General features: G+C 64.2%; 1 protein-coding gene. It reads right to left on the bottom strand.

Annotated features, from left to right (window positions below):
- Nucleotides 1–117 precede the first annotated feature (117 nt).
- The gene (locus tag ACCO56_RS23885; protein ID WP_433643382.1) at nucleotides 118–15117 is read right to left on the bottom strand and encodes a carbohydrate-binding protein; all 15000 of its coding nucleotides are present in this window, start codon (nucleotides 15115–15117) and stop codon (nucleotides 118–120) included.
- Between the last annotated feature and the right edge of the window lie 271 nt (nucleotides 15118–15388).

The raw sequence follows: 15388 nt of genomic DNA, 5'->3' as shown, positions 1-15388 counted from the left end.
ATTTACATTCCCGCAAGGCCGAGCTCCGACCTTTTCAGTCGGTCAGGTTGGTTTCCGCCCCCGGGCCTTGCACCCCTCGAAACGGCCCGGAAGGGATGCCTCCCGGGCCGCAAGCACTCAAGCCATCAGGTCGTAGCCGTGGATCGGATCCTGGGGCGGCGGCGCGCCGTTCTCGGGCACCTCGTGGCCGAAATGCCAGCCAGGCCGATCGAGTACGTCGAAGGCCTGCTCCTGCATCGCCAGGAACATCGCGGCCTGCCCGTCCGTCTCCGGGACCGCGAAGGCCGCGGCGGCGGAGGCCGCAGGCTCGAGCGTGAAGGACGCCAGGTCTTGCGAGCCGCCGTTGAATGTCAGCCGCACGACCGTGGTGCCGGCAGGCAGGTCGACGACGGCATCCTGCGTATCCTGGAAGTTGCTCCACGTTCCCGTGCGCGGCGTGGCGATCGTCACCGTCTCCACATTGCCGCCATTCGAGAAGGTGGCCGTGACGGAACGGTTGGGACCGCCGGCTTCGCCGAGCGCCATCGACAGATTGAAGACGTATTGTCCGGCCTCGGCGACGTTGATCGTGTATTCGAGCCATTCGCCGTTGCCGATCCAGCCGACGTCGCCGCCCGACGTGATCTCGACGGAACTGCCCGCCCTGCCACCATTGGTGCCACCCTGCAGGCCCGGCGCGTCGTTGTAGGCCACGCCCTGGCCGCCATCGTCATAGTCGATGGCGTCCACCGTCAGCCCGTCGTCGTCGAGCACCGGCGCGATCCCGCCGAAGGGCTGCTGCCCGTTCGCCTGGAGCGTGAAGGAGGCCAGGTCGAGAACATAGCCGTTGGATGCGAGCGGCCCGTCGAAGGTGAGCCGCAGGGTCTGCAGTCCAGCGGCCAAGGCAATCTGGATCGGCGCGCTTTGCGAGAAAGCGGCACTACCGAAATTGCTGCCTCCCGAGTGACCATCGGCGAGTGCCACCACGCCGAGCTGCGTCGTGCCGTTGAGCGATACCGAGATGGTGGCGCCGGTGACCGGCGTCTTGGCATTGGCCGAGAAGGTGTAGATCCCCGCGGTCGGAACGTTGATCGTATATTCGACCCATTCGCCGGGTTTGACGTAGCCTATATCGTTGCCGCCGCCGACGAACTCGACGTCCCGGCCCGGACGCGGCGTGGTAGCGCCGCCATCGAGGCCCGGATTGTCGTTGTAGGCCACCCCCTGGCCGCCTTCGTCGAAATTGGTCGCGTCGACGGTGAGCGTGCCATTGGTGAAGCTCGGCGCGGTTCCGCCATACGGCGTCTGGACGATCACCGGCTTCAGCGACAGCGAGCGGAAGTCCTGGCTGCCGCCGCTGAAGGTGACACGCACGATCTGCTCGCCCTCCTCCAGCGTAACGGTGCCGGGGCGGTTAACGAAGGTCGACCAGGTCGCCGTCTGCGGATTGGCGATCGTGCCGCTCGTTGCATAGGGGGTCGTCTCGCCTGGCCGGTAGAAGCTGACCACCGCCGAGCGCCCTGCCCCGCCTCCGTTGGAGAGCAGCAGCCCGATATCGTGAACGCCCGCGTGGTCGACGTCGATCGTGTATTCGAGCCATTCGCCGGGGTCGATCCAGCCGATGTCGCCGCTGCCGGTGACCTCCACGTCGCTTCCAGTTCGGCCGCCATTGCTGCCGCCCTGCAAGCCCGGCGTGTCGTTATAGGCGACGCCCTGGCCGCCGATATCGTAGTCGTCGGCATCGATGACCACGCCGTCGGCGTCGACCACGAAGGGATCGCCACCGAAGGGCTGCTGTTCGGATCCCGGCGGATTCGAGTTCGGATCGAAGAAGTTCACCGTGCCGTCATTGTCGGTGTCGTTCTGCAACGCGTCGTTGACGCCGTCGCCATTCGCATCATCTGTCGACGTCAGCTCGTAAGGCTTGACGTTTTTGATGACGAACATGTGGTCGTTGTAGTCGTAATTGCCGGCGCCGGGATAATCCTGGATGCCGATATAGGTGCCCTCGATCACGTTGCCGTCGGCATCCAGCGCCTGGAAGAAGCGGATCAGGTGTCCCTGATTGTCGCCGACCAGATGGCCGAAATTCGGATCGATCTTGTTCGCTTCCGGGTCGGACCAGGAGGAATAGGTAGGCCGGCCATCGACGGAGATATAGAGGCCGAACGGCCCGTTCTGCGTGATGGTGCCGCGCGCCACGCTCGCTCCCGAGCCGCTGCCCGCGACCAGTTGGTCCGGCAACACGGTCTGTCCCTGCTGGTCGTCATTGGCGAACAGGTTCGTGACCGCGCTCGAGTTGAGCTGATGGTAGCCGAGACGGGCGACGTTGCCCTGGTTGAGGAAAGCGGCGATCTGGATCACCTGGATCGGCTGACCCGCATCGAGCTTTTGCAGGTACGGCATCAAGACTTCGTCGCCGATCGTCTCGACCACGCCGCCTCCGGCGAGCTCGCCCTGAGCCATGTCCGTACCGTAGCCGAAGGCTTCGACGATCTGTGCCACGGTCGGCTCGGAATTGTTCTCGGAAAATTCCTGCGCGAGGCCGGCGAGCTGGATGACCTTCACGCCTTCGGCGTAGTCGTCCGAATTGATGGTGAGCGTGGTCGTGTGCAGGTCGGCACCGGCCGTCGTGCCCGCATGCGTGCCGATGTAGCGCACGGTGATCTGCGCGCTGCTGCCGGCCGCGATCGTCGACGGAATAGCGCCGACGATCTCGAAATTCGCGGTGTCGCCGAGAACGATCGAGCTGATGTTGAGCGGCGCGAAACCGTCATTGGCGATGGTCAGGACGGCCTCGTTGCGGAAGGCCTGCTGCGCATTGGCGGGATTGTCGATGTTGGTGAACACCAGACGCTCGTCCGCCGCCGCGTCGTCGAGACCGGCAATGCGCAGGTCCTGCCCGAAGCCGACGGGTTCGACGCCCTCTATGACGAAGATGTTGTCGTTATAGTCATAGTTGATGCCCGTGTAGTCCATGATCCCCAGGAACACGTTGGGGATGATGTTCCCATCCTCGTCCAGCGCCTGGAATATCTTGACGGTGTGGCCCTGCTGAGCGCCCGGCACGATCACGCCGCCCGTCGGATTGAGACGTGGATCGCTCGACAGTCCAGCGACCGTGAAGCCGAAGACGTCGTTGCCTGCCCACCCGTCCGGCACGTCCGTACGGGTGAAAGTGCGGGTCGAGAAGCTGGTGTCGTTGCCGCTGTTGGGCAGCAGTCGCTGGTTGTCCGTGCCCTCATGGTTCCAGAAGGTGACCCCCTGGCCCTTGTTGCCGGGATTGTGGATGCCCATCGTCGCGCCACCCGTGCCGTGAAAGGCCGCGAGCTGGGTCATCTTGGCGCTGGTGTGGCCGTCGGCGATGCGCCAGTAGGGCGACAGCACCTCGGTCGGATCGGTCTTGGCAAAGACGTCGTTGGTGCTGAGCGCCGAGTTCTCGCCACCGCCGCGGGTCGTCAGGTTCTCGATGACGTTGCCGAAGCCGAAGATGCGCCAGATCTCGTTGACGTTCGGCTCGTGGCCGCCCTCGTCGCGAGCCTGCCAGAAGCCGGCGAGATCGACGGTCATGACCGGGCTGTCCGCGTCGTTGGTGACGAGCGTCAGTTCCCCGGTGAAGATCGTCGAAGTCGCGTCGACGTTGGAGGTCGGCGGCGTGTAGGCGGCGCGGTTGAACAGCACCGTCACGTCGATCGACTGGCCGGGCGCCAGCGTCAGCCCGTCGAAGATCGCCGGGTTGGCGAGCACGAAGGGACCACTGAGTTCGGTCTCGGTGAAGGTGAGCGGCTCCGTACCGGTATTGCTGATGCGTACGGTCCCGCTGTCCTTGAAGTCCCGCGGCGGCGCATCCGGGTCGACCGCGCTCGGGTTCTCCAGGAAGCTGAAATGCAGCCGGTCGTCGAGATAGGCGGGATCCAGGCTCTGCACCGCGATGTCGGCGTTCGCATTGCCGGCAGCGGGGCTGACGTCGAGATAGTCGATGCCTGCGGCTCCCGGAGCGTCCGACACGATCTTGATCTGGTACTGGGTACCAGCCTCTAGCGTCAGATAGACGGATTCCTCCCCTGCCAGGCCGACACCTGGGAAGTCGCTCTCGTCGACCTCGACGCCGTTGAGGAACCAGGTGAGCCCCTGGCCGTTCGCCGCATTGGCGTTGGCTGCCGCGTCGATCTTGTAGACGCCATCGGTACCCACGGTGAAGTAGAACTCGACCGTGCTGCCGTTGACGATATGCGCGGAGCCATCCTGCGCCTCGAGTTCGATGCGGCCGCTGCCGTCGATTTCGACGTAGTCCGGCTCGAAGGGCGACAGCGGCTCCTTGGTGATGCGCAGGAGGTCGATATTCGGCGCCACGCCTCCTGGGGCGGTGATCGTGATCGTGTTGACCCCGGCATTGAGCTGCAACGTGGCCGACTGCGGTCCCCAGACGTCCTCCGCCGCCGAGCTGTTCGGCACGAAGGGCAAGGTCTCGACAGGGTTGCCGTTGACCGACAGACCCATTGGCCGCGCTGCCTTGGTGGAGGCCAGCGCGTAGAGGATGTCGATGCCGTAGACGCCGGCCTCGGACACTTCGACGGTCCAGGTCAGAGTCTCGCTGTCCGGGCCGATGAAGTCGACGAAGTCACCCGACTGGTTACGATCCTCGCTGACGATGGCAGGCTCGCCGGTCGAGGCGGCATTCTCGGCCTCGTAGAGGACGTAGGTCACGCCGTCGATCACCGCCTCTCCATCATTGGGCGTGCCGGGATCCGACTCGTTGGGCACGAGGACTTCGAGTTGGTCGATATTCGGACCCGTCGCGTTGACCGAACGCAGCGTGACCGTGTTCTGGCCGGCCACGAGCGAGACCGGAATCTCCACCGTCGCCCAGACGGTCCAGCCGTCGACGGTCGCGCCGGGCGAGGTCGGCAGGAACGACTGCACGTTGACGATCGTGCCGTTCACCTCGAGCTGCAGGGGCCGATCGGTGGTTGCACCGTTGGCATAGCGGAAGCGCAGGATCGCCGAGCCGGCACTGCCGGATGGCACGTCGAAGGTGAAGGTCAGGTAATCGGCATTGGTCGAGCCGAAATCGGCATAGCCGCCCGGCGTGCCGTCGGTATTGTCGGTATTGCCGTCGAGGCCGACGGCGCCGGGACGCAGGCCGTTCACATAGCCGGGGCCGGTTCCGGTTTCGAGATTGCCGGCGTCGCGGATCTGGATCTGCGCGGCCGAACCGGTCGGGACGGTGACCGCCGTGCCATCGCCAGGCGTCTTGTCCTCCGCCTGGATAGTCACGAGCGTGACGTATTCCTCCGGCTCTTCGCCCGGCGTGAAGGTCGCCGAGGTGGTCGCCTCGTTGAGGTCGTCGTCGGTGACGCGGATGGTCGCCGTGACGGGGCCGGTCAGGTTGGAGATGTCGATCGTGAAGCGGTTCTGGGCATCGAGCGTGACGGTCGTCTCCGGGCCGTTGTTGAAGCGGACGCGGATGGCCGTGATATCATCGTCCAGCCCGTTGATCTGGAAGACCGCCGCGGCCGGATCGGAAACGTCGAAGGCGACCAGCGCGAGATCGCCGCCCTCGTTCGCCGTGACGTCCTCCGTCACGCCGCCAGGCGCAGGCGTCAGCAGGATGAGCTGGCTGGCGCCCGTGCCGCGGTTCAGCGTCATCAGGTAGAGCTGGCCTGTCACCGGGTTCTGGATGATGTCGAGCGGATCGATGTAGTTGTTGATCACCGAGCCGTCCGGACGGCGCAGCACATCGTCGCCGATGATGTTGCCGTTCGCGTCGACGCGGATCATGCGCACATTGTCGCCGGTCGAGAACTGGGCGAAGAGGATCGCCCCCTTCAGGTTCGACCCGAACGCATTGCCGGTATATTCGATCGCGCCGTTCGGCGACCGGTTGTAGCCGAGATTGTAGACCCCATCGAGGTCGTAATCCGGATCCGGATCCACACCGACCTGGTAGCCGTCGGTTCCCGGATTGCCGTCATTGCCGCCGACGACCTCGTTCGGATCGAGGCCGGAGGTCGGGTTGCCGCCATTCAGGATATACTCGTCGCGCAGCACGTTCGGATGGCCGTAATAGCCGCCCTCGTCGATGTTGAAGAAATAGTCGTACTGCTTCGGCGAGTTGGCGATCACCGTGTCGAGACCGGGCTGCGTCGGATCGTTCGGCGTTTTGCCGCCCGAGGCGGTGCCGTTGGTCGGCACGTAGAGATGGCCGTTGGAGTGCCAGACCAGATCGTAGGCGTTTCGGACACCCGTCGCGTAGATCTTGAGCACCGCGTCTTCGCCATACGGGTTGTAGAAGCCTGGATAGGTTCCATCCTCGTTGAAGGCCGAGGCCGGGTTCTGCGTCGTGGGTGTCGAGATCGGCTCGGTCTGCACGTTGAAGCCGCCGGCCGGTGGTTCACGGGTCGGGTCGATCTCGAGGATCGCGGCATTGAGCAGGCGTTCGGGCCGGTTGCCCCAAGCGCCGTCCGGCGCGCCGGCGGCCGAATTGGAACCTTGGCTCATGTAGAGCAGATATTCGGGCTCTCCCGGCTCCCCGAAGTCAGGGTTCCTCCGGAACTCCAGGCTGTTCGACAGGTGGTCGGCGCCGGACCGCGGCAGGCCGCGTATATAGGTTTCCGCCGTGGCGTCCTCGAGCGAACCACCCGCCCCGAGCGTGATCTTGCTGACGCGCCCGGAGAATTCCGGCGTGTCGAAGGCTTTCTGCTCGCGCGGAATTGGAGCGTTGTCGGTGATCCAGATCGTGTTGGGATCGTTGGGATCGAAGACGAAGCCGACGATGCCGCGGCGTTCGCCGCCGCCCGCGTCGAGATAGTCGAGCGCGACGGTCTCCTGCGAGTTCTTGTCGATCGTGCCGTCCGGATTGACGTTCCAGCGATGGATCTCGCCGGTGATCGTCGCGACGTAGAGCTTGCCGTCCGGGCCGAACTCGATCGAGGTGTAGCCGCCGGCGCCATCGGCAAAGCCGTTGAGCAGGACATCGGTCGTGAAGGCGACCTCGCGCGCTACGTCCTCCGGCGCCTCGCCCGTGACGAAGGTCGTGGTGAGGTCCTGCATCTGCCGAAGCGGCGCGTCCGGATCGGTGATGGAGCCGAGATCCATGACGTCCTGGACCTTCAGCGTGTAGCTCGTATTCTCCTTCAGCGGCTGGAGCGGCCGGATCGTGAGCGAATCCGCGCCGCCGCTTATCTGGACGTCGATCTCGACTTCGATGCCGGTCAGCGTCTCGACCAGCTTGATGTTCTCGGTATGCGCGATGTTCGGTCCGCGATTCCCGTCCGCCTGGACGGTGACGCCGATGACGAACATGGCAGTCGGATCGATGCCGACGGGCAGTTCCCCGTTGGGGCCGAGCGCTATCGACACTTGGCCTTCGAGCGTATCGGCCACCGGCGCCACGAAGTAGGAATAATCCTGGTCTGCGGTGCGACCGTCGCCCGGCGTCAGATCCTCGATCTTCTCGACTTCGAGATACTGGATTTCGGTATTGGTGCCGCCGATTGAGTCGATGGTCAGCCTGCCGTCCGTGACCGTGACGATGCCGGTGACCAGTGTCGACCGGAAGCCGCCGCCATTGGTGTTATCGGTCGGTTCGTTGGCCGGAACCCAGTTGGGCATGAATTTCTGGCCTTCGACATTGATGGCATAGAGGCTGTCGAAGGCCCCTGCCGTGTCGCCGATCGAAAGCGTCACCTGGTAGGTGCCGTCCTCCAGGCCGAGTTCCCAGGCCCGCGAGACGCCGCCGCCGGGATATTCGAAATGGGCATAGGTTTTCTGCAGGTCCGATGCGCCCGAAACGGTGTTCTTGTACCAGTGGGCATTGGCGGGCTGCGCCGCCGCGATGGTGCCGTTGGCCGTGCCGTCGGCGACGCTCTCCTCGGTCACCCAGCCGTAGCTGAAGCCATTGCCGCGTTCGCCATAGCCGAGACCGACATCGGCGAGATAGCCGTCCGGAGTCTGGTAGCCCGCCGGCAATCCTTGCGTAGACTGGCTGGCAGGCGGCTGGAAATTGATCTTGACGACCTCCTCGAAGCGGATCTGCTCGCGCGGGTCGACCGGGTCGATCCCATCGCGGCTGACCGTGACGTTGTCGATGTTGGGGCCATTGGCGATCGTATTGGTGAACGAGATCGTGTTGGTGCCGGCCGCGAGTTCGATGTCGATGGTGAACTCGCCCCAGGTCGACCAGGCGACATCGGTCGTTGCGCCGACCGGTGCGGTCGATGCGAAGGCTATCGTCTGGGTCGTGGATCCGACCGTCAGCGTCATCGGGCGGTCCGTCGTGCCGCCATTGGCGTAGCGGATCGTGAGCTGGTAGGTGCCGGCTTCGGGAGCATCGATCGTGAACGACGCCTTGTCGCCGATATCGTTGCCCATATCCATGTAGCCGGTGCCTTCATAGCCCGGCCGCAAGCCGCTGGCATCGAAGGTGAGGCCGGGACCGCTGTTGGTCGGGGTCGCCTGCGGTTCCGGATTTGCCGGCGTACGCGCCACCGTGTCGGGCGTCGCTTCGGAGTCTGTCGCGGAGAAGGTTTCGCCCTCGATCGTCACCGAGAAAGGTTCTGCTGACCCGGCGACCGTGATGTCCATGGTCTTGCTGGCGACGTTGCCGGCGCCATCGGTCACAAAGGCGGTGACCACGTAGTCGCCAGCATTCAGCGCGGTGCCGTCGACCGTGAAATCGCCGTCGGCGTCCGGGAAGACCTCGACGCGGGTCGCCCCTCCGTCGAAGCTCAACTCGACCTTGACGATATCCGAATCGATGCCTGCGAGTTGGAAATTGATCGAATCCTTGGCCGCGCCCGACAACGGACCATCCGGTCCGCTGAGGAAGAGCGGCTGCTCGTCCGCGTCGGCCGAAGTGTCGGGCGCCACCCCTCCTCCGACGATCTCCAGGGAGTCCAGATTGGGCCCGGAGGTGAAGCCCGCCGGAATGGCCAGCGACAAGGTGTTGGTACCGGCCTGCAGGACGACCGTGAAGGTCTGGATACCCCAATTGTTGAATCCCTCATCGGGACCGGCGACGCTGGTGCCGGTCTCCACGAAGGGAAGCTGCTGCACTGCGCCGCCATTGACGGAAAGGTCGAGAGGACGCGCGCCGTTGCTGGCGTAGCGGACATTGACGGTGTAGGTCCCCGCGGCCGGAACGTCGAACGTGTAGGTGGCCTTGTCGCCGACGGTATCGCCGAAGTCGACATAGCCCGAGCCGGTAAAGCCTGGGCGCAGCCCGTCGACCAGTTGCGGATTGTTTCCGGTCTCCGGATTGCTGGGGTCGCGGATGGTGGTGTCGTTGGTGTTGGCGTCGGTGTCGAGGACGGTGAGAGCCCCCGTCTCGGCCTGGATCGTCAGCAGGAACGGCTCCGGCTCGCCCTCTTCCCCGACGGTCACCGTGAAGGAGACGGATTCCGAGTCCAGATCGCCGTCGGACGCGAAGATCTCGATCTCATAGGTGCCCGGTGCGACCGTGTCGCCGATCTGCAGCGACGAACCGATCAGCGAGATGCCGGCAGGCAACTGGCCGCCGCCAACGAGGCTCGCCTGATAGGTTACGGCATCGCCGGCATCTGGATCCGTGGCGCCGAGTGCAGTCGCAAGATCGATCGTCTGCGATACGCCTTGGGTCAGCGTGACGTCTTCGATGGCCGCGCCAGGAGCGAGCACCGGCGCCTCGTTGACATCGCCGACGGTCACCTGGATGTCGGTGGTTGTCGAGAGGCCCTGTGCATCCGTCGCGGTGATCGCGACCGTCACCGTTTCGCCGGCCTCGTGATCGAGGCTGACCCCGTCGGCGAGGCGCAATTCATTGCCGACGATGGTGAAGCGCGCATCGGTCGTCGTGTAGACCAGGGCGGACTCGTCCCCATCCGGATCGTTTGCCGACAGCGTGCCGATCACGCCGGCGACGACGTTCTCGTCGATCGCGGCAGGGCTGAGTGCCACGGCCGATGGCGGAAGCTCGGGCGCGGCGACCCGTGTGAAGGACAGCTTGTCGATGCGCAGGTTTTCGCCCGCGTCGGCCTGGCCGGTGAGCAGTGCGATCGTCGTGGCGTCGACGAAGACGGGCGTCGTGAAGGTGATGGTCTTGAGATTGCCTGCTTGGCCGGCATTGCCCCTCGGCAGGCTGTTGTCGAACGTGCCTTCGGAGAAGCTCACATTGTCGGCAAGGAGCGTATCGCCGATCTGGAGCGAAAAATGCGCGGTGCCGTCGGTCTCGTCATAGACGGTGACCGAGACCTCGTACCAACCTTCGGTCAGCCCATTCTGGGCGAGGTTGGTCGAGATGGCGCCCGCCTCGTTGGCATCGGTGCGGATAATCTGGTTGCCCGAGGCGCCGGCGGTCGCCGCGAGGTAGAAGTTGGTCGCGGAGGAAAGGCCGGTGAAGTGCTCGGCCTCGATGACCGTGATATCGCCGACGCCCGCCCCCTCGATCTCTAGCTGGATCACCAGCTCGGTCCGCAGGCCTTCGGGATCGGTCGCGACGACCTTGAAGGAACCGGTGCCGGCTTCAGTCGGCGTGCCGACGATCACACCCTCGCTGTTGAGCTGCAGTCCCGCCGGCAGGCCTTCGACCGTGAAGGTCAGTGCATCGCCATCGGGATCCGAGAAGGCATCCTTGAACAGGTTCAGGTCGATGCCTGGGATCTCGGTGCCGATCTTGCCGAAATAGGGCTCGAAGGCCACACCAGCGTCGATGACTGGCGCTTCGTTGACGTTCTGGACCGTCAGATCGAAGCTCAGGCTGGTCGTGCCGCCCTTGCCATCGTCGGCGGTGATGGTCACGACATAAGGGACATCGCTCGGCGCTGCGTTGATCTGCCCGGCCAAGACGCCGCCTTCCACGCTCAAGGCCTCGAAGCCGGAAACGGGATTGCCGAGCGAATCCGTCACAGCGAAGGTATAAGTGAGCTCGTCACCATTGGCATCGACGAAGGGGAGGTCGATCTCGACGCTGCTACGCTCGTCGACCATGAGATCGGCTATGCCGCCGCCGACGATGTCCGGCGCGACGTTCTCCACCTCGGTGGGCGTCTCGGTGAGCTGGACATTGCTGAAGCTTGCCGAGCCTATGCCGTTGCCCGGCGAGTCGTCGTCCGCGATGAAGACCAGCGAGGATATCGTCTTGCCGGCGTGCGCGGAAAGATCGATCACGATCGTCGCCGTCGTGCCGGGGGCGCCGGAAGCGCCGCCGCGAAGATCGACGAAAGCCGGCTGCGTCTCCGTACCCGCGATTTGATAGACCGACCTGTCGGTGCTCTCGAAGGGCGAATTGTCGTCGTCGAAGCCGATCGCGACGATCTCGGGAAGAAACTGGCCGATCGTGTAGGTGAACACCAGCTTGGTGTCGGCTGTGATCGTGTAGTCTTGACCGAGTGCCGCACGCTTCCACAGATTGCCGTTCAGATTGAGCGTGCCACCTTCATCGGAAATCGATGCTCCCGTCCCGACATCCTGCGGGCTGTAGGAGGTGAGCCCGGCCGGGCTGAAGGTCACGTTGAGTGGCCCCACCTGTTCGTCGACATTGGTGACGCCGAGCGTTACGTCATGGGTCTTGGTGAGCCCGCTCCCGTCCGTCGCGGTGACGGTGAGAGAGATGCCGGGCTCCGTTTCGAAGTCGAACTGCGCGCCTTCCGCGACCACGATTTCGCCGCTGGCGTTGACCGTGAAGCGCGGGTCGTCGACCGTGAAGGTCAGCGTATCGCCCGCATCGGGATCGACGCCGGACACGCTGCCGACCACGGTGCCTGCCGCCGCATCTTCGGCGAGAGTGAGCATGCCGTCGACGGTGACGGAGGTCGGCGCCTCGTTGACGTCGGTGACGGTGATCGTGACGGTCTGCATCACCCTCGACACGCCGTCCGTGGCAGTGACCTCGACGGAATAGGCGTTGTCGCCGCCCGTCTCGAAGTCGGGCGACGCCTTGAAGGTGAGAATACCTGTCACGGGATCGATATCGAACAGCGCATCATCGGCGCCATTGCCGCTCAGCGCGTAGGTAAGAGCCGCTCCGTCACCGTCGGTGGCCTCGATGTCGAGCACGGCACCGACGCCGTTCTCGGCGAAGCTCGCCGTGGCGGGACCGGTGAAGACCGGCACGAAGAAGGAGGGGACTTCGCCGGGCGCGGTTATGGCGATGGCGTCGAGATTGGGACCGGTGTTCGCGCCGGCCGGTATGGCGAGCGAAATCGTATGGTTTCCGGCCGCGACGGTGACCGTCGTCTTCTGGATGAGCCAATTGTTGAAGCCTTCCTGCGGGCCGGCACCATCGGGATCGGTGCTCGCAAAGGGAAGGTTCACGGCGCTCGCGCCATCCAGGGAGAACGCCAGGGGCCGCGCGGTGTTCGACGCGTAGCGGATGTGGATGTCGTAGGTTCCGGCAGGAACGGTGAAGCTGAGAGTCACCTTGTCGCCCGGCGTGTCGCCAAAATCCAGATAGCCGGTACCGGTGAAGCCCGGCCGCAGATTATTCGGCAGGTTGAGATTGCCGGCTTCCGGATTCGACGGATCCCGGACGACAGTGTCGTTGGTGTTGCTGTCACTATCCAGGACCGTGAGGACGCCGTCCTCCGCCTGAAGTACGATCGCGTCGAAGGGTTCGGGTTCTGGCCCGGCTTCCGGCTTGGTCAGCGTGAAGGAGATGGGAGAGGATTCGAGCGCGCCGTCGCTGGCAAAGACCTCGATCTCGTATTCGCCAGCCGCGACCGAGGAATCCACCAGGATGGCTGCGCCGGACACGGTGATGCCGGCGGGCAACGCGCCTCCGCCTGCAAGTCTGATTCCGAATGTGGTCGCATCGCCGTCGGCATCGGCCTTGGTGAGAACCGACAGGTCGATCGAGCCGCCCTCGGCGGACACGGTTGCGTCCTCCAGGACACCGGCGATAGCAGGAGCATCGTTCACGGCGGCAACCGTGACCGTGATGTTTGCCGTGCTCGCCAGGCCGCTCGGATCCCGAACGGTGTAGGAGATGGTGGCTTCGCCGTTGAAATGGGCGGCGGGGATGAAGGTGATCACCGTGCCGCTGACGCTGACCGTGCCTTGGCTGAGAGGCACTTCCGCCAGCACGGTCAATGCATCGCCATCGATGTCACCGATATGATCGGCCACGTCGATGACGATTGTCGTGTCCTCGGTTGCCGCCATCATGAAAGCTTCGGCCTCCGGCGCGTTGTTGTCGGCGTCGACGAGAACGAATTCGATCTTGTCGATGTTCGGACCGTTGGTACCGGAGAGCTTGAACAGATTGGCACCGGCTTCGAGATGGACGTTGACCGACAGCTTCTCCTTGCGCCAGCTTTCCCAGCCGGTCGGATCCGGAACCGTGCCGGCGTCGGATCCGTCCGTCGGGCGGAGATTTGCAGGGATGTCGAGGTAGTCGTCGAAATAGGCCGGCAGCGCCGCCGTCGGCGAAAAATTGAACGTCCCGAGCAGTTGGTCGTCCGACGCCAGCAGTTGCAGGTTGCGCGCCGCCGCGGCTCCGTTGGCATAGGTGATCACGATCTCATACGTGCCGGCGACGGCCGCGGTGACGGGTATCGTGACAAGGTTGGCAGCGCTTCCCCAGTCGAGATAGGAATCGCCCTCGGCGCCCGCGCGGAACTGCTCGGACGCCGAATTGGATTCAAGGTAAGGCAGCGTAATCGGACGGTTGACGGTGGTTCCCACATTCGGGGTCGCCGCTGGCAGGAGACTCTCGGCTTGGATGACGATGCGGCCGGGATCGGCTGGACGCACGTCGAGATAGTCGAGATTAGCGCCGCTAAAGCCGGTTGCCGTGAGCCGCACCGTGTTCACGCCTTCCTGGAGCGTTACCCTGGTAAGAGCTTCGGAATAGGTCGTGTTCGACGCGGTCGCGGGCATCTCGAACAGGCGGTCCCAGAGTTGCCCGTTCACCTTCAGATTCATCGGACGGTCGGCGGTCGCGCTGGAATTGAAGGCGTAGCCGAAAGCCAGGTCGTAAACGCCGGCCTCGGGGACTTCGAAGGTCCATTCGATATATTCGCCCGATCCACTGTTGAAATTGCTGCCGACGCCGGCAAAATCGACATAGGCGTCACCGCTCGCTGCGTCGGCATTGGCGTTGTCGGTTGCGGTGTTGCCCGGATTGCCGGCGGTTATGATGTTGGGCGTCGTCGTCTGGGTGCCGCCGGAATTGCCGCGCGTCGCAAGTTCGGCCTCGAGCCGCATCGGCTGGAATCCCGCGTTTGCTCCATCGACGGCCGGCGCATTCGTATCTGGGTCGATACCGCCCGGCCCCTCGGGAGCAATCATGTTCGGCGGCGTCTGCGTACCGTCAGAAGTGCCATCCGTGCCGGCATCGGATCCGAGCTGCATCGGCTGGAACCCTCCATCTTCGGACGGGGCTCCGAAGCCGCGCTGCATTCCGCTGCGGGGCGCGAAGTCGAGATCGGGAATTTCCGGATTCGCCATCCTCGCGAACGCCATCGACGAGGAATCGGGGGAATTCGTAGCTGTACGCGCGACGATGGGAGACGAGCTTCCCGGATACAGGTTGGGGTCTTCCGACAAGCCTTCTGCCGAGGTTGAAGTCGCGTTCTGATTCTGAACGTATCGGGGGGCGTCCTGGTCGGTTTCAGGAGAGGAAAGCTCTTCCGAGACCGCGCGACTTTCATTGGCGTCCGGCTCCGGCTCCTGCTTCGAATGGACTTCGTCCATTTTAAGGGCGAGCGCCAAGGCGGCGATGCCCGCCGTGCTCATGGCGGTGATCGCGTCGTCGCCTATCGCAAGACCGCGGGACAGAGCGCTACGCGTATTGAGATGCACATCGGCAATGTCCGGGCCAGCCTCGTTCACGTTGACGATGGAAAGCACGACCTCGCCTGCGGGCAGATCGACGGTGAACAGCTTGGTCTCCCAACTGCTCCACGAGCCCGTGGAAGGGAATTTCAGCTCGCTCGCCCCGAGGCCGGCTATTTCGAGGATCGCGGTGCGCTCCTGCTTCCAGCCATTGGCGAACTTGATCACCAAGTCATGCTGTCCGGCTTCGGGAATGGAGACCGTGAACTCGGACGAACGCTGCAGGCCGCGCGAGCCCATGCCGGCGCTTTGAACGAGATCCACCACTGTTGTCGGCTGATCGTCCGCAGAACCGCCCACGCCTGAAAACGAGTCCAATTCCATCATACCGCCCCTTCCCGTGTGCTTCTGTGAGCACGGCCACAAGCCTAGGTCGGTCCGCGAAAAGACCGCCCGTTTACCGTTCGTTAGCTATGTTGGCGTGCAACGCGAGCACTGAGGAGTCGTCAAAACCGGCGTTGGCAGGGACAAAATGTGGTAGGACCAGCGTTTATATAAACAAAACGGGAAGTTCCCCAGCGTTACCGCAATGTATTTGATGCTGCTCGGCGCTCAAGGAGAGGCGTCGCACACTGATCATCCGCCGAGCGGGCAGCAG

It is taken from the genome of Mesorhizobium sp. 1B3 (genome assembly GCF_050958605.1).
In the GTDB taxonomy this organism is placed as follows: domain Bacteria; phylum Pseudomonadota; class Alphaproteobacteria; order Rhizobiales; family Rhizobiaceae.
The sequence above is the reverse complement of the archived record's forward strand: the minus strand, read 5'-3'. Positions and strand labels throughout refer to the sequence as shown.